This window comes from Hyphococcus sp. D3-15, assembly GCF_055809375.1.
The window spans coordinates 3,333,364-3,357,133 of sequence record NZ_CM147910.1 but is presented as its reverse complement, the minus strand read 5'-3'; the positions used below and the strand labels follow the sequence as shown (position 1 = coordinate 3,357,133).

Here is a 23,770-nt window from a genome sequence, read left to right as displayed (position 1 = left end):
CGGTTACTTACTCTCCCATTTCCGCTTGCAGCGCCGCGAGCTTTTCTTCCGTCAGGAAGTCGCCGCCAATGGCGAGGTAAAGCTGCACCCGGTTGGATACGCGTTGCTGTTGCGCCTGGATGTACTGGCTTTCCGACGAAATCCGGCGGGTTTGAGCATCCAGCAGGTTAAAAATTGTGGCGGCGCCGCTGGAATAGCGACGTTCGGTCAGCTCTTCCGCCGCCGCCGCTTCTTCATAGGCGAGACGCAAGGCGTCTTCGCGCAGCGCGAGCAAAGTTTCAGCGGCGATTGCGTTCTCAGCTTCCTGATAGGCGGTCAGCACGGTCTGCGCGTAGTTGTATAGAGACGCTTGCGCCGCGGCGCGCGCCCGTTTGGAATTTGCGAGGAGGCGGCCGCCCTGAAACAGTGGTTGGAAAAGGCCGCCCACGATGTTTCCGGCGAGGCGTTCAGGGTCAATGAGATCAGCGATCTGCGGACCCGACGTGCTGATCTGCGAGGTCAGGGTGAGTTGCGGCAAGAGCTCCTTGCGGGCGGCGCGCGCGCGAAGACCGGTTGCGGTCATGCGGGCCTCAGCGGCGACAAGATCAGGCCGTCTTGCGAGGATTTCACCCGGGGCGCCGGCGCCGGCAAGCGGTGGAAGGTTTGGCAGCGTCGCCGCCGCTTCAAGTTCCGCCGCCGGATAGCGCCCGAGCAGCACTTCAAGCGTGCGTGACGCTTCAAGCTCCAGCCGTTGGCGAAGTGCGAGGTTAGCCCGGCTGGAGCCCAGCGCTGAGCGGGACAAACGCACATCAAGACTGGATGAAACGCCGCGTTCATACCGACGTTCGGTCACGCGCAGATTGCGTTCGCGCGCATCGGTGTCGCGTTGCGCCAGTTCGCGCTGCTGCCGGGCTTCGATCAAAGCGAACCAGGATTGAGAGACCCGCGCGGCGAGGGACATGCGCGCCGCTTCCAGATCGGCGTAAGCGGCGGCGGCGTCTTTATAGGCGGCGCGCGTTTCGTCAGTCAGCCGCCCCCAAACATCGAGCTCCCAGCGGATCTGAGCGCCGAGCGAAAAATTGTTGATGTATAGCCGACGGTCCGGAAGGTCCTGTTCCGCTATGCCGTCACCATCGAGGTCGAGGCCGTCAAGCTTGCCGTCATTATTCGAGTCAACGCCGAACTGATCTTCCAGATCTTGCGCGCGCAATCCGCTGAGGCTGGTATTGCCGCCAGCTTGAGCGGCCGATGTCGGATCGGTGACGATGGCGTTGCGGCTGACATTTCCCGAGGCGCCAAGCGTCGGCAACAGGTTGGCGCGCGTGATCTTGGCGCTCGCGCGGGCTTGCTCCAGATTGGCGGCGGCGGCGAGGAAATTGTTGTTGCGATCCAGCGCCTCGTCGATCAGACCGCGCAGGGCGGTGTCCTGAAACGCGGCGACCCAATCACCGGTGGGCGCATCGACAATGCTGTCATCTGCGGTCCACGTATTGGGCGCTTCCGGCAATTGAGCCGTAAGCAATTCCTGATCCACGCTTGCGCATGACGCCGTCATTAATGCGGCTAACGCTACGCCCCCGATTCGCATGAAGTCGTCTCCTCAAACTCTCAACCTGACCTGGGAAGGTCGTCGCTCAGTACTTGTCGGTTGTTCACCGGAACCGCAAGCGCCAAGCGGCGGGCGGTTACGCGTGTGCGGCGAACAGCGTTTACCCAGTCTTATCCCTAACCAATTGAAAACATGTGGGCTTGAAATTTTAATGAAGAAATAAGGGCTCAGGCCCGGAAAATAAGGGCCAAAGGGCATAAAAACGAAAGAATGTCAGTATGTTGCGCCAGCCCTGCGCGGATGGCGCCATGGCGAGCAAATGCGGAAATGCGCTGCGGCGGCGAGTCCGCGCCGCGCATAAGTCATTGTTTAATATAGAGAAAAATCTGGGGCGGGAAACGCCCGCCGATGCGAGCCTCCCGGGGAGGCCCGCCAAGCGGCGTTTGAGCGTTCCACCGCTACAAAAAGCGTGGAACGCCCGTCGGTTTTTTAGAAATCCGCGACGATCGAGAACTGGAAGGTGCGCGGCGCCAAGGGGCGGTAGAAAGCCGTCCCGTTCACGGTGGTGAAGGTGAAGGAGAGCGTGTCCGTATCGGTGATGTTGGTCACGTTCATGCGCGCCTTCAAATTCTTCAGCGGACCGACGCCAAAGCCCTCGCCGATGTCGATATATCCATCGAGCACGGCATAGCTTTCCATCTCCTGCAAGTTGACGAAATCCGCATAGCGCTTGCCCACAAAGCGGCCCGTCAGATTGGCGACAATCCATTCGGTGGGTTCAAAAGTTGCGCCGGCCGTCACCAGCCAGTGAGGGCTGTCGGGAAGGTCATTGCCCGGAAGCCCCAGATCGGCGAAATCATCCTGGAACTCAGAAACGCTATAGGTGACGTTGCCGTTGAAATAGGCATAGCCTTTCAGGAATTCCGGTTTCCAGTTGCCGGTGAATTCGACGCCGTAGGATTCAACCGCGCCGACATTTTGCGCAAAGCTTTGCGTTGCGCCTGGCGAGCCGGGCAGTTCGCCGGCGGTCACTTCGATCCGGTCTTTGAATTTGACATAGTAAAGCGCGATGGCGCCGTTGAATGTCGGCCGGTTCGTACGGAACCCAAGCTCATAGTTTGTTGACCGTTCGCCGCTGATCGGCGGCGGCAGTTCGGTGGTGACGGTGGAGTAAATGTCATCCGCGCCTCTGGGGAGCGAAAAGTTCTGTGAATAGGACATGAACAACTGTTCGCGGTCGGAGAGCGAATAGACGGCGCCAACCATCGGAAGGAACGCATCGTCGAATTCAGCCGACACGGTTTGCGGGCCATAGCCGGGAACAGGCATGCCGCCGACGACGCGCGAATAGTCGTCAAAATCGCGATAGCCATCCAGTTCATAGTCAAGGAACAACGATTTGAAACCGGCCTCGAAGCGCAGTTGATCATCGAACAGGCTGACGGAGTCTTTCAAATACACCTGTATGAACTCGCGGTCCGTGGTGTAGTCGCGCCGGAAATAGGCGACTTCGTCCGGCAGCACGCGTCCGGCGGGATTGCCGCCCTCTTTGTTGGTTCGATATTGTTCGCGGTTATACTCTTCGGTCTCGTACCATCCGCCGAATTCAAAACTGTGCATGCCAAGATCAAGGACGCCGCCGGCGACTACGCCGTAGCGGTCGCCGCCAACCGTGGACAGGCCATATTGAACGCCGCGCGGCGGCGTGACGGCAAGTCCGACGGCGGACTGTTCCAGATAATGCGTGTTGGTGTTGCCATAGCTGTCAGGAGAAACGCCAAAACCGTCTTTTGATTCCCAATAGCCCGTGATCTTCGCTGAAAGATTTTCGAGCAGATTTGTTTCGAAAGTCCCGCCAACCAGTATGTCTTCGCGCTGGTTCACGCGATCAATGTAATATTGCGTGTAACCGCTGTCCTGAAACACCACATCCATACCGACGCCGAGGTCGGGCACGTCGCCGAGATAGGCGATGTTTCTGCCGGTGCGGCCTAGAGCGTCGCCCGCCGAGCTTTCATATTGGGCCCGCGACATGGACGGCGAGGTCGTAATCGAAGAAGTCATTATAGACGAATTGCAGCGATATCTGCGTGTCGTCATCAAAGGCGTATCTCGCTTTGCCTTCCAGATGCTCGCGGTCAATCGTGCCGGGGCCGCGCCATAGATCGCTGTCGGTTTTCGAGCGGCTCACATAAGCTGAGAAGCCGTCAAGATCGCCGGTCTGCACTTTCATGAAAGTGCGCTGAAGGTCGTCATCGCCAAAAGTAACGGACACGGTGGCGGCGAATTCGTCTGACGGCTCGGTTGTCAGATATTCAACGATGGGGCCGAGCGAGGTAGCGCTGGCCAGCGAGACGTCGCCGGCGCCGGGAGATGCGCGTACGAGTTGCAGGTTTTCATTGTCTACATAGCGGAAAATGGGACTGCCGCCGAACGCGTCAGGCCTGCCCATCGGTATATTGTCCAACAAGAATCCGATCTGACGGAAATTGAAGGCGCGAACAGTGACCGAATTACCGAATTCATAAAGACCAAGCGCGCCATCGGTCTGTACGTTGAAGCCGGGCAGGCCTTCCAGCATTTTGAGACCCGATATGCCGGCAGGCGCGGAAAGCAGCGCTTCGCGAGTGACGGCGACGGTGTTTGTCGGTTTATCTTCGCCGATCGCCAGGCCGGCGGTGGAGACGCGTCTGCCTGTGACCACGATTTCGTCGCCATCGGCCTCGGCATCGTCCTGTGCATGCGCGACCGAGAGAGAAGAAGCCAAGAGAACAGTGAGCGTAGTCAGTGAAACGTTGGAAAACAGCGATCGTCTCGCTGAACGTATTTTTGAAACAACATTTTATTCTCCGAAGTGGGGGTGATATGCCCACGTCAGAGGCGTTTCCTTTCGTGATCTCAGGAGTTATTCGGACTCAGGTGGAAATCTCCGCCCGCAAGGGCCCCAGGATCGATTCTTCATTCGATCACTGAGCGAAGTGGATCACTGATCGTTTTCTCAGGCAACTGATCAGAAGGTCTTGATACGGATAAATGCCGCCGCCATCATATGTGTGCGGTGTTTTTCACGGATTGTGTATTTGAGGTCACAGGCCCGCCCATTCGATGGCGTAACAAAAATAATCACCAGATTAGCTCGACTGACAAGGCATGCTCGCTCACGAAAACTTGAGCGGCTTCGAGCCAAGCTGCGCCACGCATACCGGCCGGGCATTGCTGATCGAAAGAAGAGGGGGCTTCGAAAATGGAGGCCACGGCCGGAATCGAACCGGCGTACACGGCTTTGCAGGCCGCTGCGTCACCACTCCGCCACGTGGCCGGAAGACAAACCGGCGGTGGTGAGCGCCGGTCCGGAAGGGCCGACCTCATAGCGCGGGGCGGTGGTGTGGTCAAAGCCTGATTTGGCCCGGATCGCCCATTCGTCCGGGACGGATTGCCGAACGGTCCTTTTGGCGCGTTGCCAGCCAGCGCGGCGGGATGTATGCCGCTCGGGAAAGAGCTTGTGAATAGAGGCCTCCCATGGATTTCAAAGAAGCCCGGCGCAAAATGGTGGATAGCCAGGTGCGCACCAATGACGTGACCGATATACGCCTCCAATCGGCGCTCGAAACCGTCCCGCGCGAGGCTTTTCTGCCGGTTGAACTGCGCGATCAGGCCTATGTCGAGCGCGAATTGGCCTTCGCGCCGGGCCGGACGATGATCACCGCCCGTGATTTTTCGAAGCTGGCCGACGCCGCCGCCCCGCGCCAGGGCGATCTGTGTCTCAATGTCGCCCCCGGCGCTGGCTATTCCACAGCCATCCTCGCCAGTCTGGTGGACATGGTGGTCGCGGTTGAAGGCGATGAGGCGCTGGCGGCAGCCGCGCAGGAGAATCTGACGACCCTGGGGGTCAGCAATGCTGCGGTATTGCATGCGGACAACACCAAAGGCGCGCCGGATCAGGGCCCGTTCGACCTGATTTTTATCGATGGGGTCATTGAAACCCGGCCCGATGCGCTGCTTGCGCAACTGAAGGACGGTGGCCGCCTCGCGGCGATCGAGCGCAGAAACGGCGTCTCCCGAGGCGTTCTGTATAGACGTTCTGCTGATGCTTTCGCCTGTGTCGAGAAATTTGACGCTTCGGCGAAATCCGTCCTGCCGGGCTTTGCAGCGGAGAAAACATTCGTTTTTTAACCGGAATTTTACGCCGCAAGCTGCGGAATCGCCTTGAAGAATGCCGGTAAAGGCACAGATTATCCCTGCGCCGGCGCAGCGGATTTAGATCATCGGGCGGCAAGGAGCGTATGTGGTGCGAGTTTCAGCTACAGTTTTGACGGCCTTGGCGGCAATCGCCGCCGGCACGATAGCCCCCGCGTCGGCGGATACGCTGAATGAGGCCATGGCGCTCGCCTATCAGACAAATCCGACGATTCGCGCCGAACGAGCGCGATTGCGCGCGGTGCGAGAATCAAAAGCGCAAGCATGGGCCGGCGCATTGCCGCAGGTTTCCGCCAGCAGCGCCTATTCCAAGGTGGACAACACAACACAGTCATCCGCATTTGGCGGGTCGTCCACAAGTAAACTCGATACGATTACAGCGGGAGTTTCCGCCGAGCAGCCGGTATTTACGGGATTTCGGAACTTCAACGCCATCAAGCAGGCTGGCGCGCGCATTCGCGCTGGCGGCGCGCAACTCGCGTCTACCGAACAGCAAGTGTTGTTTGATGTGGCGTCAGCCTATTTCAACGTACAGCGCAACATGGCGGTTTTTGAACTGCGCAATCGCAATGTGACCGTGCTGGTGCGCCAAAAGGAAATGGCGCAAGCGCGCTATGATGTCGGAGAAATTACGCGAACCGATGTGGCGCAGGCCGAGGCGCGGCTAGCTGAGGCTCGTGCGCAGCTTTCTTTGGCGCAGGGGGAGCTCGCCATCGCGCGTTCCGCATACGCCCAGTTGGTTGGTCAATTGCCGGGCGATCTTGAGCCGGTGGAAGAGCTTCCGCAGTTGCCGGAAACGCTGGAATCCGCGCAGGCGGTGGCGTTTCAATATGCGCCGGCGCTAATTAGCGCGCGCGAGCAATCTGATGTGTCGCGCCGTCAGGTGAATATTGCAAAGGGCGCCTTTCTTCCGTCGGTCTCCCTTACCGCAGGTTATCAGTATGCGGAGGAGCCCAGTTTTTTCGTGGACAACAGCAAGGAATTCAGCTTTGGCGCGCGGGCGTCCATGCCGATTTTTCTCGGCGGCCTGAATTTTTCCCGCGTGCGCGAGGCCAAGGCGCTGCATGCCAGTGATCGTTCCATGCTTACCGCCGCCGAACGCGCTGTAGAGGCGCAGACCATTTCTGCGTGGGAGCAATTAACGTCAGCCCGCGCGGTGACGATTTCAGCGGCGTCGTCAGTTGAGGCGAACAAGCTGGCGCTGGAAGGCGTCCGCCAGGAGGCGCAGGTCGGAACGCGCACCACGCTTGATGTGCTGAACGCCGAGCAAGAAGCGCTGAATGCGGAAGTGGCCCTTGTCAGCGCCCAGCGCGACGCCCAAACCGCCGCCTATGGGCTGCTCGCCGCGATCGGCATGTTGACGCCGGAAGCCGCCGGCCTGACGCCCGCAGCGCTTGAGGCGACGGCGCTCGACCTTTATGAGGAATAAGTCAGGCACGCTGGGTCTTGATAAGTGCCGCGAAGCGCTTGAAAACAGTATGAGAACAGCGTGCACATGCCGAATTTACTGAATTGACCCGCCAGAGGGACCCTAGGTCAATGGAAAACGCCCAACCTGAACCGAGTATGGAAGAGATTCTCGCCTCGATCCGCCGCATCATTTCCGAAGATGAGGAAGATCAGGCCCAACCTGCTGCGCCGGCGGCTGCCGCTGCTGCGCCAAAGCCGGAGCTGTCTTTGAAGGCGGCCGCGCCGGCCCCGGCGGCTGCGTCCGCAGCGCCGAAACCGGCAGAACCGGTTGCGCCTGCCGAAACGCAGAGCCCGGTTGAAAACGTCGAAACGGTGAAAACAACAATGGCGGCTCCCATGCATGATGATATTCAAGAAGACATCATTGACCAGACAACAGCCGCCGCAGCGTCGCAGGCGTTCCGGACGCTCTCGCAATCGGTGCGGATTTCCGAAGGGCCAGGGCGGACTTTGGAAGACATCGTCGTCGAAATGCTCAAGCCCATGGTCAAGGACTGGCTCGACGCCAACCTGCCGGGGATTGTCGAAGAAAAGGTCGAAGAAGAGGTTCAGCGCGTGGCGCGCCGCCGCCGCGGCTAATGCGGGCCTTCAACTGAACAGAGAGCCGGCCGTCAGGCCGGCTTTTTTTGTGTTTTGCGATCGCTTCGGAGACGTATCGTCTGTTGATTTCATCGGTAGTCCGCCTGAATGTGCGCGGGCTCAGGCCGAGAAAAATTTTTGTAGGCGTAAAAGGCTGCATCGCGCAGCGCGGAGGCGGAACTGCTCTATCCCAAGACCAAAAAAACCGAATTGACGGATGAGTTTTTCGGCGTTCGCGTGGGCGATCCCTATCGCTGGCTTGAGGCGGATGTGCGCGAAAGCGAAGAGGTCGCGGCATGGGTGGCGGCGCAGAATCAAGCCTGCAATAGCCATTTGGATGCGCTGCCGGGGCGAGACGCCATCAAGGCGCGCCTCAAGACGCTCTGGGATTATGAAAAATTCACCTTGTCGACCAAGAAAGGCGACCGCATTTTTTACGGGCGCAATGACGGGCTGCAAAATCAATATGTGCTTTTTGTAGAAGAACCGGGCGCCGATCCGCGCATCCTTCTGGATCCCAACGTGTGGTCCGAGGACGGGGCGACCGCGCTTGGCGAATATGCGCCCAGCCCGGACGGGGCATTGGTCGCCTATACGGTGCAGGATGGCGGGTCTGACTGGCGCACCGTAAAAGTCGTCGATGCAGCGAGCGGTGTTGTGCTGGACGATGCAATCGACTGGGTGAAATTTTCGGGCGTCAGCTGGGCGAAGGACGGATCGGGCTTTTACTATTCGCGCTATCCCGCGCCAGAAAAGGGCGCCGCATTTCAGAGCCTCAATCTCAACCAGGCGGTGTATTTTCACAAAATCGGCGATGCGCAGGAAGATGACGTGCAAATATATGCGCGGCCCTCTCATCCCGATCATGGGTTTTCTGCGTCGGTTTCAAGCGACGGCAAGGCGCTTGTGGTCACCGTCTGGAAAGGCACCGACAGTCGCTATGAGGTGGTGGTGATCGACCTTGTGCATTTTGCAGCGGCGCCGCTGGAAATAGTTTCCGGCTTTGAGCACGACTATAGCTATGTCGCGACAGCGGGTGGCCGCCATTTCTTCTTCACTGACAAGCAAGCGCCCAAGGGCAAGTTGGTCGCGACGCCGGTGCAGGCGCCCGGCGCCTCATGGGCGGACGTCATTCCCGAAACCGAGCATGTTCTTTCCGGGGTCAACATCGTTGGCGGGCGGGCGTTTGCTCATTACATGGAAGACGTAAAGTCCGCAGTGCGCATATTCTCCCTTGAGGGCGCATCCATGGGCGCTGTTGAGCTTCCGGGCGTCGGGTCGGCGGGCGGATTTGGCGGCGAACCCGACGATACAGAGACATTTTTCAGTTTCGAAAGCTTCAATCAGCCGCCGGCGATATATCGCTACAATATTGAGGCCGGGACGCGATCGGTTTTTCGGCAAGCGCAGGCGCCTTTCAGTCCGGAAGATTTTGAAGTTCGGCAAGTTTTTTATCCGTCCAGGGACGGAACAAAAATACCGATGTTCATCGCCCACAAAAAGGCGCTTGATCTGTCCGGAGGTGCGCCGACGCTGCTTTACGGATATGGCGGTTTCAACGTTTCCTTGACGCCGGGATTTTCCGTGACGCGGCTTCAGTGGATGGAGATGGGCGGCGTCTTGGCTGTCGCAAATCTGCGCGGCGGCGGTGAATATGGCAAAGCCTGGCATGATGCCGGCCGCCTTCTCAACAAACAGAATGTCTTTGATGATTTTATCGCCGCGGGCGAATATCTGATCGGGCAAGGGATCACGACCAAGGCCAAGCTGGCGATCCAGGGCGGATCAAATGGCGGATTGCTGGTCGGGGCGGTGGTCAATCAGCGCCCAGACCTGTTCGCGGCGGGGCTGCCGGCGGTGGGCGTGATGGACATGCTGCGCTTCAACCAGTTCACGGCCGGGCGTTTCTGGACGGACGATTATGGCGATCCGGCGAATGAGGCGGATTTCCGCAATCTCTATTCCTATTCGCCCTACCATAACATTCAGGATGGCGAGGCTTATCCGGCGATTTTGGTGACCACGGCGGACACCGATGACAGGGTGGTGCCGGGCCACAGCTTCAAATACGCCGCCGCGCTTCAGGCGGCTGATATTGGCGACAAGCCCCATTTGATCCGGATCGAGACCCGGGCGGGCCATGGCGCCGGCAAGCCGACCGAGAAAATCATCGAGGAATATGCCGATATGTGGGCGTTTATCGCCCATGAGACGGGGCTGAAGGTCGCTGGGGCGTAGGGCGCTGCGAAAGCGGTTGAGGAATTCCGCCCTGGCGGATAAACCCGGACCTTCGCAGCCGCAGAATGACCTTATCCCCATGTCCGAAAAAACGCTCGACAAGAATTTTGACTATAAAGACGCAGAAGCCCGCCTCTACAAGGCGTGGGAGGAATCCGGCGCATTCAAACCGGCAGGCGAGGGCGAGCCCTTCACCATCGTCATTCCGCCGCCCAACGTCACCGGCTCGCTCCATATGGGCCATGCGCTGAATAATACGCTGCAGGACATTCTCTGCCGTTTCGAGCGCATGCGCGGCAAAGCTGTGTTGTGGCAGCCGGGCACGGACCATGCGGGCATCGCAACGCAAATGGTGGTCGAGCGCCAGATGATGGAGCGCCAGGAGCCCAAGCGCACCGATATCGGCCGTGAGGCCTTTGTCGAGAAAGTCTGGAAATGGCGCCATGAGTCAGGCGGCACGATCATCAATCAGTTGAAACGCCTGGGCGCGTCCTGTGACTGGTCGCGCGAACGTTTCACCATGGGCGATGACGGCTCCGCCGACGACCAGATGGTCAAGGCGGTTATGAAGGTCTTTGTGGAGCTCTATAATCAAGGGCTGATCTATCGCGACAAACGCCTCGTCAACTGGGACCCGAAATTCGAAACCGCGATCTCCGATCTCGAAGTGGAGAACCGCGAAGTCGACGGCCATATGTGGCACTTCAAATATCCGCTGGCCGGCGGCGCCACCTATGAATATGTGGAGAAGGACGAAGACGGCAACGTCACCCTGCGCGAAACCCGCGATTACATTTCCATTGCGACGACGCGGCCCGAAACGATGCTCGGAGACGGCGCCGTCGCGGTGCATCCTTCCGATGAACGCTATGCGCCCATCGTCGGCAAGCTTTGCGAAATCCCCGTGGGGCCGAAGGAGCATCGCCGCCTCATTCCGATCATCACCGACGATTATCCGGACCCGGATTTTGGTTCCGGCGCGGTGAAGATCACCGGCGCCCATGACTTCAACGACTATCAGGTCGCCAAGCGCGGCGATATTCCCATGTATCGCCTGATGGATACGACGGGCGCCATGCGCGATGACGGCGCGCCCTATGCGGAAGAAGCAGCGAAGGCGAAGAAGATCGTCGAAAAGGGCGGCGCGCCGGACACTGCTTATGTGGACGGGATCAACTTAGTACCTGACGAATATCGCGGGCTCGACCGCTTTGAGGCGCGCAAGCGTGTCATCGCTGATATCGACGCCGAAGGGCTGATGATCCAGGTCGAAGACAAAAAGATCATGCAGCCGTTTGGCGACCGCTCAGGCGTCGTCATCGAACCGATGATCACTGACCAGTGGTATGTGGATGCGAAAACGCTCGCCAAGCCCGCCATCGAAGCGGTGCAAAAAGGCAAGACGAAGTTCGTCCCCGAAAACTGGTCGAAGACCTATTATCAGTGGATGGACAATATCGAGCCATGGTGCGTTTCGCGCCAGCTCTGGTGGGGCCATCGCATTCCAGCGTGGTACGGGCCTGACGGGCACTGTTATGTGGCCGAGAGCGAGGAAGCAGCGACCAAGATCGCCATCGCTAAATATACACAAGAAGGGTATTCGCTCGAAGACATTAACGACATGCGCCGTCACGAGCATGATGGCGCCCCGCTTCTGGTTCAGGACGAAGATGTTCTCGACACATGGTTTTCGTCTGCACTGTGGCCGTTCTCGACGCTCGGCTGGCCGGAGAAAACGCCGGAGCTGAAAAAACACTATCCGACCAGCGTCCTCGTCACCGCTTTTGACATCATCTTTTTCTGGGTGGCGCGGATGATGATGCAGGGCATCCACTTCATGAAGGACGTGCCGTTCCACACGGTCTACATTCACGCGCTGGTGCTCGATGAGCACGGCCAGAAAATGTCGAAGTCAAAGGGCAATGTGATTGATCCGCTCGTCCTGATCGACAAATTCGGCGCCGACGCTTTACGTTTCACTCTGGCGGCGCAAGCCGCGCAGGGCCGCAATATCCGTCTGTCGGAATCCCGCGTCGAAGGCTACCGCAATTTTTCGACCAAGCTGTGGAATGCCGCGCGCTTTTGCGAAATGAATGAATGCAAGCCGGACCCCGATTTCGACCCGGAAAAGGCGAGCCTGACCCTCAATAAATGGATCGTCCATGAGGCGAACCAATGCGCGGCGGAAGTGACCCGCGAGATCGAGGCCTACCGTTTCAACGATGCGGCGGGAGCGAACTACAAATTCATCTGGAACATCTTCTGCGACTGGTATCTCGAGCTCGCCAAGCCGGTCTTTATGGGCGATGACGAGGCGGCGAAAAAAGAGACGCGCGCCGCCGCCGCCTGGGCGCTCGACCGGATTTTGCAGCTCCTGCACCCCTTCATGCCATTCGTGACGGAAGAACTCTGGAGCAGTTTTGCGACCCGCGATGCGCTGATGCTTAGCCAGTGGCCGTCTTATACGGACGCACTGAAAAATGATGACGCGGCGACAGAAATGAACTGGGTGATCGACCTCATATCCGGCGTTCGGTCTGTGCGTCAGGAAATGAACGTGCCGGTCGCTGCAAAAATCCCGCTGATCTTTATAGGCGGTTCCGCCGAGGATGCCGCCAAGCTGGAGCGTCATGACGACGTCTTGAAACGCCTTGCGCGCCTGTCTGAGATTTCAACCGCTGACGCAGCGCCCAAGGGCGCGGTGCAGGTGGTTCATGCGGGGGCTGTTGCGGCGCTGCCCGTCGCCGACTTCATTGACATCGCGGCGGAAAAAGCCCGTCTCGTCAAAGAAAAAGACAAGACCGAAAAAGAAGTCGCCGGGATCGACAAGAAACTCGGCAACAAAAACTTTGTCGACAAGGCGCCAAAGGAAGTTGTCGAGGAGCAGCACACCCGCCGCACCAATTTCGTTGAACAATTGGAAAAGCTTGACGCCGCGCTGGCCCGGTTGAACGACTTGTAACGCGGTCTAGTTGGGCTTTGCGAGATAAGGCGTTTTGGACGAGTTCCTGTCTGGCGATTTCCGTCCGGATAGTTCTTCGGGTTTGCGGGCGACGACCAACAGGCCTTCCACATCGCGGCCACGATCCTGCCTAAGGGCGGCGGGTTCCATATTCACAACCTCGAAGCCCGCGCCATTCAGCGCTTTGCGGACATACTCCGCCGAATGCGCAAAACGCAGCGAGTCGCGCAAAGTTATATCAGCGTCTTTCGATCGCTCCACAGAAAAGGCGAATAACGCGCCGGAAGACATCTTCGCGGATGCCGCCGCAAAGAGATGTTTCAAGTCGCCAAAATAGATGAACACATCCGCGGCGATGATAAGGTCGTATGAGTTTTTGCTGGCGCCGAGAAAGGTCATGATGTCCGTGCAGGCAAGGCTGTTATAGATCCCCTTGTCCAGCGCTGCGCCGATCATCTCATCGGCAACATCGACACCATCAAGCCAGCCCGTGCTGGCGATAATGGCCTCACCGGCGAGGCCGGTGCCGCATCCCAGATCAAGCGCACGCTGAAAATGGCGCGGTGCGGCGCCGCTGATGGATTCGATCATTTGCGCCAGCCTTTGCGGGGCCGTGTAGTCGAGGCGTTCGACCAGCATCGTGTCGAACACTTCGGCGTAAGCGTTGAACAGGCCTTTCACGTAAGCGAGCGGGGCGGCGTCAATCGCAACGCTCGCATCGAGGCGGGTCAGCTCAAGGCTTGCGCCGAGCGTATCCGCCGGATCATGGCGCAGCGCTTCGCGGAAGGCGGCGATCGCTGCTGCCGCGTCGCCGGCATCGCGCCGCACGCGCCCCAGAGCGAACCATGCGTCAGCCCAGCCGGATGCGCGTTCAATCGCCTGCTCAAAAAGGTCATTGGCGGCGGCGAGGTCGCCCTTTTCGGCGAACGCCAGTCCGTATTGATAGCGGCGGTCGGCGATCAAATCGCCGGACGAACGCATGACGCGACGCATAACAGCTCCACGAGAATTCCGGCAGCGGGTTTGCAGCCGGGCGCAGGCGAAATCAAGCGATTTGTACGGTTAACTCGTTTCGGCGAGGAACGAGAGTTGGGTCACCATGGCGTTGCGCGCTTCGGCGTCGCGATCGGTGAGCTTGGTCGGGTAGTCGCCGGTAAAGCAGTGGTCAGTGAAGGCAGGGGCGTCGTCATCACGCTTGCCTTTGCGGAAGGCTTTGTAGAGCCCGTCGAGAGACAGGAAGGCGAGGCTGTCGACGCCGATCATCTGGCGCATTTCTTCGACGGTGCGGTCAACGGACAGAAGTTCTTCATAGGAAGGCGTGTTGATGCCGTAAAAGTCCGGATGAATAATCGGCGGACAGGCGATCCGCATATGCACTTCCTTGGCGCCGGCATAGCGGAGCATCTGCGCAATCTTGCGGGATGTTGTGCCGCGCACGATGGAATCGTCGATCAAAACAACGCGCTTGCCGCGGATCAGTTCGCGATTGGGCGAATGCTTGCGCGCGACGCCGGCTTCGCGAATTTTCTGTTCCGGCTCGATAAACGTGCGGCCAATGTGATGGCTGCGGATAAGCGCCATTTCGTAGGGCAGGCCGGTCTTTTGTGAGTAACCGATAGCCGCCGGCACGCCGGAATCGGGAATCGGCGACACCAGATCCGCCTCGCAAGGGGCTTCTTTGGCCAGGCGCTCGCCAAGGCGTTTGCGCAATTCATAGACGCTCTGCCCATCGACCACCGAATTCGGCTTTGCGAAATAGATCAGCTCAAAGATGCAGGCGCGCGCGTGATCTTTCTTCGGAAAGACCTGGCGGCTTTCAATGGTCCCGTCGGCCTTGCAGATGACGACTTCGCCTGGATTAATGTCGCGTACGAATTTCGCGCCGATAATGTCGAGGGCGCAGGTTTCCGAGGCGAGAATCGGCGCGCCTTCCAGATCGCCGAGCACAAGCGGACGGATGCCGACCGGATCGCGCGCGCCGATCAGCCCTTCCGGCGTCAGCACGGTCAATGCGTAGGCGCCTTCGATCTGTTTCAGCGACTCAATGAGCTTGTCGACCACCGACAAATATTGCGAACGCGCCGTCAGTTGCAGGAAGATTTCCGAGTCCGAGGTGGATTGGAAAATGCACCCGCGCCGCACCAGGTCGGCGCGCAGCGTTTTCGAGTTGGTCAGATTACCATTATGAGCGATGGCGATGCCGGTCTGGTCGAGATCTGCGTAAAGCGGCTGCACATTGCGAAGCACCGTGTCGCCTTGGGTCGAATAGCGCGTATGGCCAATCGCGGCTTCGCCATTTAGCGCGCCGAGCGTTGTTGCGTCGGAGAAATTATCAGAGACGAGCCCGAGAAACCGTTCATTGTGAAAGTGCTTGCCGTCATAGCTGGCGATGCCCGCCGCTTCCTGGCCGCGATGCTGGAGCGCATGCAGGCCGAGCGCGGTTAGCGCCGCCGCATCCTTGGTGCCGATGACGCCGAAAACGCCGCATTCCTCGATCAGTTTCGGTTTGCCAACCAGCGCCTCAAGTTCGGCCTGCCGGGCCTTATAGGCCGGACCTGCTGATTTGAGGAATTGGGCGGCGCGTTCGTTCATGGGCATAGCAGCGTCGCCGTTGATGGTCATTCGGGCGTGTCCTCATTCAGGATGTCGGCAATTGGGTCGTTTTCTTCATCGGCCGGAGGCGTCTCGTCTTCTGCTTCCGGCGCGCTCGCCGCAATAGCGGGATCTGTCGTGGTCACGGTGGTGACGATTTCATTTAGGCTGTTGCGATCGCCGCGCTCATAGCCGCTCACTGCTGCATCTTCTGCAGGCTCTGCTGGCGCATCGAGATCTGCGGTCTCCGGCGTAAATCCTTCGAACCAATTCGCCATGCCGGCGGCGATGGGCCGGGTTATCGCCGTTTTGACTTCTTCCGGCTGTTTGGCTTCGTCCAGATAAAAGGAGTAGCCGAGATAGCCGAGGCCAATGAGGACCAGTCCGCGCGCCAACCCGAAAACACCGCCGCCAATCCGGTCGGCCAGCGCCGCGCGTCCTGTCAGGGTGAACCGCTTGAGGGCGACGTGAAAGCCGATATGAGCAGCCACAAAAAAGGCGCCCACTAAGAGCGCCGCGATTATCGCTGTTCCGAAAAAGCTGCCTGCCTGGCCTGTAATCGCAAGCGCCGGCTCGATCAGGAGGAGCGTGACGCCGCCGGCCACTGCGAGTGACAACAGGGTCGACAATTCGCGCAAACCACCGCGCAGCACGGCAAAGGCTGTCGAGATCCCGACAACTACGAGAAACAGGAGATCAAACATTACTGAACCCGCCTATCACCGCCCCGAATATGCTGGTCGCATAATGGGCCGAGTCGCTCACTTCCCCCGGTCAATTCAATAGCTGTGCCGGGGAGAATTCTCAACCGGTAAGGCTCACCCATTGCGAGCCCATTTGACTAAATCCGCCAATGTTTCCGCCTCGACAAGGGAGAGTGTCCCGCTTTTGGCGCCCGTCGGGGCGAGCGCGCCGGAAAAGCCCAGCTTTTTGGCCTCCTTGAGGCGCGCCTCGGTCTGGTTGACGGGACGCACCGCGCCGGACAGCGCCACCTCGCCAAACACCACCCGGTCGCGGGGCAAGGGCGAGATCAAAGAGAGACGAGCAAAGCGCGGCGGCGGCGGCGAGATCCGCCGCAGGTTCGGCAATCCGGAGGCCGCCGGCGACGTTGAGAAAGACATCATTCCGGCCGAAATCGAGACCCGCCCGCGCATCGAGCACTGCGAGCAGCATGGAGAGCCGCGCGCTGTCCCAGCCGACCACCGCACGGCGCGGCGCGGCGAGGGAGGAGGGCGAGACCAGCGCCTGAATTTCCACCAAGACGGGCCGCGTCCCTTCAATGCCGGCAAAGACGGCGGCGCCGGAAACCGCCGCATCGCCGCCGGTCAGGAACAATTCGGACGGATTGGCGACCTCGCGCAGGCCGTCCGAGGACATTTCAAAAACGCCAATCTCATGCGCGGCGCCAAAACGGTTTTTCACGGCGCGCAAAATGCGGAAGTCGCGCCCCTGTTCGCTTTCGAAATACATGACGGCGTCAACCATATGTTCGACGACGCGGGGGCCGGCGATCTGCCCGTCCTTGGTCACATGACCGACGAGCATGACAATACAGCCCGACGCTTTGGCGAAGCGCACCAGTTCCTGGGCGCAGGCGCGGACCTGTGTCACCGTGCCGGGCGCGGCGGGCAGCGCGTCCGACCATAATGTCTGGATGGAATCGATGATTACCGCGCCGGGCGGGTCAGCTTTGAGGCTGGCCAGAATATCGCGCAATGATGTGGCGGAGGCGAGATTAACCGGCGCTTTTTCGACTCCGAGCCGTTTGGCGCGCAATCGAATCTGCGCCGTGGCTTCCTCGCCGGAAATATAGGCGACATTGGTTCCGCCTTTGGAAAGCCCCGAGGCGATTTGCAGAAGCAGCGTCGACTTCCCGACGCCAGGATCGCCGCCTATTAAAATCGCCGAGCCGGGAACAAGGCCGCCGCCGCAGGCCCGGTCGAACTCGCTATTGCCGGTGAGAAGCCTGGGCGCCTCTTCTGTGGAGCCGGAAAGCGATGAAAAATCGAGTTTTTTGCCTTTGCCCTTGGCGCCGCCGGCGCCTCCCGCCAATGAGCCGGGAGGACCCGCTTCCGAGGCCTCCATCTCGATCGTATTCCACTCGCCACACGCCTCGCAGCGTCCGGCCCATTTTCCATAGACCGCGCCGCAGGACTGGCAAACATAATTGTCGGTTGATCTCGCCATAAGTGGTTAATGCCTTACCGCCAACGCGGCGAAAATCAAAGGCAAAGCGCATACTTATCCAAAAACCGATAAGGCTCGCCGCGCCGTCAGGGAAAGTAGATAAAATTTAGGGATAATTTTCACACTTTAGGAGGGTGAGCGCCATAAAATCCGCCAATCGGCCCAGCCATTACCGGGCCTTCGCATGTCGAACTTAACCGGGGGAGAAAGCTGGGGCCGTTCGTGACAATCATTGGTGTGTTGTTCCTGTTTCTTTCATTCGCCGCTGGCGCTGCGACCGCTTGGATGCTGAGCAAGGCTCGGAACCAAAAATTGCTCAGTGCGCGCGTAGAGGCGAACAACGCGTTTTTGTCTGCGTCCGCCCAGCAATTGCGGGCGCCGTTAAACCAGATTGTCGGAACGCTGCAGGTCCTCGATTTCCAGAAAATGGGGTTGACGCAAAAGCAGGAAGAGTTGTTGGGCATCCTGAATGAAGGCTCGTACAATCTTCGCGGCGCGTTGATGGACATTCTCGACATTCTGGATTTGCAGGCCAACCGGCTGAAAATCGAAACGTCCAAAGTCAATTTCAAAAAGACCGTAAACTTGCTTGAACGGCGATTTGCAAAACGTGCGGCGAGCAAGGGGCTCGCGCTGAGTTTCGACACCCGTAAACTGGCTCACTGGCATTTTGAAATGGACCGGATGCGGTTCATACAATGCCTCTCAACTGTTCTGGCGCAATGTATCAAGCAAACCGAATCCGGCGCCGTAAACGTCGCGTTTGATCTTTCCGCCATGGGCCAGCAGAAACACGGAAGTCTGATTGTCGTCATTAAGGACAGCAGCGCCGGGATGGATCAGTATATGACTGAGGCCTATTTTAGTCCCGACAAGTTTGATTTCAATGCGGAGATGATGAATACAGAAGGGCGTCGTTTGGCGCTCATGCTTGCCCGAATGCTGGTCGTAAAAATGGGCGGCAAGCTGACAGTGAAGAGCGCCTTTGGCAGCGGCGTTGTGTTTCAACTCAGCATTCCGGTCGCGTTGGCGCCGGCGCCGGCTCAGGAAATTGAGCAGCCGCTGGTCAAACCCGCCGAGCGCGCGCGGTCGCTGCTTGCAAACAAAACGATCCTGGTCGCGGATGATGACCCGCTCAATTTGATGATCATGAAGGAACTGCTCGAGCAGGGACATGTGGGCGCCGTGTTGACGGCCCAAAACGGGCTTGAGGCGGTGAAGATCATCGCGCAAAACAAATGCGATCTTGTGTTCATGGATATTCAGATGCCGGTCCTGGACGGGCTGACGGCGACACGCGAAATTCGAAACTGCGGACGGGAGTTTTCAGCGGTTCCGATTATCGCCCTGACGACCGCTGTGCGTGAGGAAGATCTTACGCTGTATACTGAAGCAGGCATGAATGCTGCGCTGCCAAAGCCGATCATTATCGATACGCTGTTCGAAACGATTGAGCGCGTCCTGACCAGGAAAAAACAAAGCAAGGCTGCATAAGGCCAAGACTGGCCGAGTCTCAATCGCGCGCAACGCCAAGTGGCGACGGCATGCTGTGACGGCTGCTGGCGCACTCAACTAGACCACGCTAACCTCAATCGGATCAGACGACTGGCGTCCTGCGCCGGAACGTTATTGTATGGCGAAAGGGATTTTTCGATGAGTGAAGCGGCGCTAAATCGTGTGAACCCTTATCTCCACGGGCTTTTCGCACCGGTGCAAGAGGAGGTCAGCGCCGAGGACTTGCCGGTCAGCGGTGAAATTCCCCGCGACCTTCACGGCGCCTATTTTCGCAACGGGCCAAATCCATCCTCGCCGCCGGCGGGGATGCATCATTGGTTTGACGGCGACGGCATGATTCATGGCGTCTGGTTCGAGAACGGCAAGGCGCGTTACCGAAACCGATATGTGGGCACCGAAGACTTGGCGGAGAACGGCGCCGCTTCGCTTGGCGGCATATTCGAGCCATCGCGTAACGCACCTGGTCGCACAGTGTATTACCGTGACACGGCGAATACCGATGTCATCGTACATAATGGGAAGCTGCTGGCGTTATGGTATATCTCCGGCCAACCGGTCGCCGTGGACGTTGAAACGCTTGAAACGATCCGCACGGAGACTTTTGCCGGTAAATTGCCGCGCAACATGTCCGCCCATTCGAAAGTTGATCCCGAATCCGGCGAGCTGGTGTTTTTCGACTACGCACTTTACGAGCCGAAAATGTGGACAGGAACAATTTCCGCGACAGGTGTGCTGACGCAATTTCAGGAGATCGATCTGCCGGGGCCGCGGCTTCCGCATGATATGGGAATGACGGAGAACTACGTTGTTCTCCATGACTTGCCGGTGATTTTTTCCGAGCAGGCGATCCGCAACCGGCTCTGGCAAATCCATGTGGCCGACCAGCCAACCCGCTTCGGCGTTGTGCCGCGAAAAGGAGGCGCGCCGACATGGTTCGAGTTTCCGACATGTTATGTCTATCACGTCATCAATTGCTGGGAGGAGGGCGACGAAGTCGTCATGGCCGCCTGCAAAATGGTTCCCAACGGTCTTCGGCCTGATCCGGCATACGGCCCCTATGCGGCGATGGCGGATGTGCTGGCCCTGCGCGCGCACCCCTTTAGATGGCGCATGAATTTGAAAACCGGCGAGGGGCGTGAAGAGCAGATTGACGATGCGCTGTCTGAGTTTCCGGTCATCAATAATGATTATGCGGGCCGTCAAACGCGGTATTCCTATCACGTCATTTTTGACGATTGCATCGAGCAGCGCTTTTCCGGCTTGCTGAAATATGACCTCAGAACCGGCGCGGCGGTGCGCCACGAATTCCCCGACGGTGTATTCGGGTCAGAGCCGGCATTTGCACCGCGCTCGCAAGTCAGCGGCGGCGAAGACGATGGCTGGCTGGTTACTTTTACCGCCGATCTCGCCGGGAATTCAGAAGCTCATATTATTGACGCGGGAAATATGTCCGCACCGCCAGTCGCGCGTGTGAAGTTGCCCCAGCGCGTGCCGGCGGGATTTCATGGGACCTGGGCTAAGGGAAGTTAATTGCCGATTATTCCGCAGGTTGCGGCTGCGTCTCGGTTTCTTCTTCGCGTTCGGCGCGGCGCGCCTCGCGCTCTTCGGCTCGGCGTTTCCACGCGCGGCGCCAGCTATGCGGCCAGAAATGAGTCGGCCAGATCTGGTATTTCCGTTGCAGGAAGTTTTTGCGGCGCCGGGGTTTGCTGACCGGTTCGCGCGGTTCCCCGTCGTCTTGATGCAAATCCCCAAGCAGTTCGTCTTCGGTCGGCTGGGTTTTTTGCGGCGCGGTGAGCGGCGGCTCGCTGGCATCCGTTTCCAGTGTTTCGGAAGCCGGAATATCCAGTTTCGCAGCTGTAATCGGCTGGTCTGGCGCGCCGGGAAAGGCGGCGGCGCCGACCTTGATGCCGGGCTGGAAATAGGCGCCGGAATGGCCGACCGGCAATGACACCGGCTCCATCAAACTGGCGGCGCCTGGTTGCGCTGCATTTTGCGCCGCCATGGCGCGTTCAACCGTCGTGCCTGCGCTTGCAGCCCGGGCCGAAGCGGCATTAGCGGCTTTGATCGCGGCGGGCGTGACCTCATCGCGCGATACGATGAAGGGCGAACCCGCTGACACTTCCTTTTCGGGGGGCGGTGTTTCCTCGGTCGGGGCTTGCGCCGTGGGCGCGGCCTCTGCGGGCGCTTCTGCGTCGCCCGGTTTGAATGCCTTGTTCAGGCGTTCCTGCATCTCCCGCGGCGCGGTTTGTTTCTCATCGGCGAAATCCGTGAAGACTTCGTCGTCGCCCTCCGGTTTCGTCGCGGCTTTCGCCTTCGCCCGCTCTATAGCGGCGGTTTTGCGCGCGGCGCGCGCTTTCGCGCGTTTAGCGAGCGCGAGCGCCTTGGCTTTCTCACGGGCGCGCGCTTTTTTGTCATCCTCGCCGTCTGCGGCGGCTTCCGGAGCGGGCGTCTCGGATGCATTTTCGGAGACAGGCGCATCTTCCGCCAGTTGTTCGTCCTGTTCGATTTCTGCGGGCTCGTCCTCAACGGGATCGCCGAATTGCGCCACGCGCTCGTTCAATCGTTCGATCAGCGCGTCTTCGCTTTCGACATCCGCGCCGCTGGTCTCGCCCGCAGGCTGAACGGCTGGCGCTTCAGTCCGGAACAGCGCCGTCACGCTTTCGGCGGCCAATGGCTCAAGGCCGAGAAGTTCACGCACCTCGTTGATGCGGTGTGGGCGGAAATCTTTCAGATCGCCGACCTTGCCGAGATGGTTGCCTTGCGCCGCCGTGAAGCCGAGGCCGCGCAGCGCCGCGAGGGACGCCTGGTCCTCAACGCCGACCGCAGTGATGGCTGCATTAGATTTGCTAGCTACGTCCAAAAGGTCGGCGATTGCGGAAAGGCCGGGCCCGCGCACCGTGCGCGCAAAGCGCAGGATCGCCGAACCGCCGGTCTTGATTTCGTCAAAGGGAAAAGGGTCGAGCGTGCGCAGCAGGTCGTTGGCGCGGCCGCGCACCTCGATGGCGAGGCGGGCGCCGGTTTCCGACAAACGGTTGAAATGCGCCGCAGCCACGCCCACAGGCATGTCCACCGGCGGCATCGGGCATTCCAGCGTTACGAGATCTGCTGGAAAATCATAGTCTCGCAGCAATTTCGTAAAGTGTGAGGTGAAGGCGTCATCGCTGAGATCCGACAGCGCCAGATTGACCGACAATCCCGGAGGCCAGGGGCCGCGCCAGTCCATATAGGCGTTCAGAGCGCTGCCGAGGACATAGCGGGTGAGCTCGCTCATCCGGCCCTGGCTCTCAAAGAAAGAAATAAAAGCGCCCGGCGGCAACAAGCCGAGGCGCGGATGGCGCCAGCGCACAAAGGTTTCAACGCGCGCAAGGGCGCCATTGCCAAGATCAAAGATTGGCTGGAAAAGGACCTCGAAGTCCTTGTTCTTCAAGGCATTATCTATGTCGACATTGGAAAGTCGAACTGCTTGTGCGCCCATCCCTATGTCCTTCCGTCAGCCGTCAGGCCGCGACCCCCCGATTAAGACTCCGTCCATACTCCTTGGCGCGGGTTAATTCTCGCTGAACGGAACCGGTGGGTATACCTCAAAATCACCCTGATGCGATTCAGGCGACAAGGTAAACAGTTAGTTAGCCCTTGGGGATAAGGGATCAGCTAAGAATTGGTCGGGCCGCCGGGTCGGCCTCAATAGTCAAACTGTTCGCTCAGGATGCGTTCATCCAGAGACTGCCCGCGATCGAACAGCAGCGTCATGGCGATATCGCGATTCTCCCACGCTTCCACTTTGGCGACATCGCGCACTTCCTGATTGTCGGCAACGCCGGAGACGGGCCGCTTTTCGCTTTCAAGAGCTTCAAACGTTACGACCGCATCGAAGGGCAAAAGCGCGCCGCGCCAGCGTCTTGGGCGGAAGGCGCTGATCGGCGTCAGCGCAAGCATATGCGCGCTGATCGGCAGGATAGGGCCATGCGCGGACAAATTATACGCGGTGGAGCCCGCCGGCGTTGCAAGCAGCACCCCGTCGCAGGTCAGGCTTTCCATCCGCACTTTGCCGTTGATTGAAATTCTGATGCGCGCTGACTGGCGGGTCTCGCGAAAAAGTGAAACTTCATTTATCGCCATCGCAGTTTCGGTTCGCCCGTCAATGGTCGTCGCCTTCATGACCAGCGGATAGATTACGGTCGGTTCGGCGTCAGCTATTCTTTCCTTCAACCCTCCGGCGTCTGCATCATTCATCATGAAGCCGACAGTGCCGCGATTAAAGCCGTATATTGGCTTGCCTGCAGTCATATGCGCACGCAGGACGTCGAGCATGAACCCGTCGCCGCCAATCGCGACAATGACATCGCAGTCCTCGACCGGGTGATTGCCGTATCGCTTTTTAAGCTCTTTTTCCGTTTCTTGCGCGACCGGTTTGTCGCTGGCGAAAAAACACAGTTTCATGTCATGGGCATTGAGAGAGGCGCCCATCATGGAGGCAGACAATGTTGCATCATCCCCTCGTG

Annotated in this window: 13 protein-coding genes, 1 tRNA gene and 2 pseudogenes; 7 read left to right on the top strand and 9 right to left on the bottom strand. The window is 59.1% G+C overall.

Features of this window, described 5'->3' with window-relative positions; all coding sequences use genetic code 11:
- Nucleotides 1-7: 7 nt before the first annotated feature.
- The 3 genes and pseudogenes from AC0L8G_RS16480 to AC0L8G_RS16470 all read right to left on the bottom strand — a co-directional run bounded on the left by AC0L8G_RS16480 (nt 8) and on the right by AC0L8G_RS16470 (nt 4,847).
- Nucleotides 8-1,567 carry an efflux transporter outer membrane subunit gene (locus tag AC0L8G_RS16480; protein ID WP_473385250.1) on the bottom strand — a complete coding sequence of 520 codons (1,560 nt, stop codon included), beginning with the start codon at nt 1,565-1,567 and terminating at the stop codon, nt 8-10.
- Between the two features lie 450 nt (nt 1,568-2,017).
- A pseudogene (locus tag AC0L8G_RS16475) lies at nt 2,018-4,355 on the bottom strand (TonB-dependent receptor).
- Between the two features lie 418 nt (nt 4,356-4,773).
- A tRNA-Cys gene (locus AC0L8G_RS16470) sits at nt 4,774-4,847 on the bottom strand.
- A 200-nt stretch (nt 4,848-5,047) separates the two neighbouring features.
- On the opposite strand from AC0L8G_RS16470, the gene AC0L8G_RS16465 reads away from it, so the two are divergent.
- From AC0L8G_RS16465 to AC0L8G_RS16445, 5 genes are all read left to right on the top strand, one after another.
- Nucleotides 5,048-5,701, top strand: a complete 654-nt coding sequence (locus AC0L8G_RS16465) for a protein-L-isoaspartate O-methyltransferase family protein (protein ID WP_473385249.1) — start codon at nt 5,048-5,050, stop codon at nt 5,699-5,701.
- 115 nt (nt 5,702-5,816) lie between these two features.
- Entirely contained in the window at nt 5,817-7,154 is a 1,338-nt protein-coding gene (locus AC0L8G_RS16460; RefSeq protein WP_473385248.1) for a TolC family outer membrane protein, read from the top strand.
- Between the two features lie 110 nt (nt 7,155-7,264).
- On the top strand, nt 7,265-7,774 hold the full coding sequence (locus tag AC0L8G_RS16455; RefSeq protein WP_473385247.1) for a DUF2497 domain-containing protein: 510 nt from the start codon (nt 7,265-7,267) through the stop codon (nt 7,772-7,774).
- 210 nt (nt 7,775-7,984) lie between these two features.
- Entirely contained in the window at nt 7,985-10,012 is a 2,028-nt protein-coding gene (locus AC0L8G_RS16450; protein WP_473385246.1) for a prolyl oligopeptidase family serine peptidase, read from the top strand.
- A gap of 79 nt (nt 10,013-10,091) precedes the next feature.
- Nucleotides 10,092-12,974, top strand: coding sequence for a valine--tRNA ligase (locus AC0L8G_RS16445; protein WP_473385245.1), 2,883 nt, complete (start codon nt 10,092-10,094; stop codon nt 12,972-12,974).
- Between the two features lie 6 nt (nt 12,975-12,980).
- Here the strand turns inward: AC0L8G_RS16445 and AC0L8G_RS16440 are convergent, their stop codons facing one another.
- The 4 genes and pseudogenes from AC0L8G_RS16440 to radA all read right to left on the bottom strand — a co-directional run bounded on the left by AC0L8G_RS16440 (nt 12,981) and on the right by radA (nt 17,753).
- The gene (locus tag AC0L8G_RS16440; RefSeq protein ID WP_473385244.1) at nt 12,981-13,955 is read right to left on the bottom strand and encodes a class I SAM-dependent DNA methyltransferase; all 975 of its coding nucleotides are present in this window, start codon (nt 13,953-13,955) and stop codon (nt 12,981-12,983) included.
- 81 nt (nt 13,956-14,036) lie between these two features.
- The gene (purF, locus tag AC0L8G_RS16435; RefSeq protein WP_473385243.1) at nt 14,037-15,596 is read right to left on the bottom strand and encodes an amidophosphoribosyltransferase; all 1,560 of its coding nucleotides are present in this window, start codon (nt 15,594-15,596) and stop codon (nt 14,037-14,039) included.
- Nucleotides 15,593-16,270: a CvpA family protein gene (locus AC0L8G_RS16430; RefSeq protein ID WP_473385242.1), complete on the bottom strand. Its 678-nt coding sequence runs from the start codon at nt 16,268-16,270 to the stop codon at nt 15,593-15,595. The genes purF and AC0L8G_RS16430 overlap by 4 nt, the downstream gene beginning before the upstream one ends.
- A gap of 114 nt (nt 16,271-16,384) precedes the next feature.
- A pseudogene (radA, locus tag AC0L8G_RS16425) lies at nt 16,385-17,753 on the bottom strand (DNA repair protein RadA).
- 222 nt (nt 17,754-17,975) lie between these two features.
- Here radA and AC0L8G_RS16420 point away from each other — a divergent pair.
- Nucleotides 17,976-19,247: a response regulator gene (locus AC0L8G_RS16420; protein WP_473385241.1), complete on the top strand. Its 1,272-nt coding sequence runs from the start codon at nt 17,976-17,978 to the stop codon at nt 19,245-19,247.
- 159 nt (nt 19,248-19,406) lie between these two features.
- Nucleotides 19,407-20,798: a carotenoid oxygenase family protein gene (locus AC0L8G_RS16415; protein ID WP_473385240.1), complete on the top strand. Its 1,392-nt coding sequence runs from the start codon at nt 19,407-19,409 to the stop codon at nt 20,796-20,798.
- A 7-nt stretch (nt 20,799-20,805) separates the two neighbouring features.
- Here the strand turns inward: AC0L8G_RS16415 and AC0L8G_RS16410 are convergent, their stop codons facing one another.
- Both AC0L8G_RS16410 and AC0L8G_RS16405 read right to left on the bottom strand, forming a co-directional pair.
- Nucleotides 20,806-22,743: an EAL domain-containing protein gene (locus tag AC0L8G_RS16410; protein WP_473385239.1), complete on the bottom strand. Its 1,938-nt coding sequence runs from the start codon at nt 22,741-22,743 to the stop codon at nt 20,806-20,808.
- 206 nt (nt 22,744-22,949) lie between these two features.
- Complete coding sequence (locus tag AC0L8G_RS16405) at nt 22,950-23,708, bottom strand: NAD kinase (protein WP_473385238.1); 759 nt, start codon at nt 23,706-23,708, stop codon at nt 22,950-22,952.
- Nucleotides 23,709-23,770: the final 62 nt, after the last annotated feature.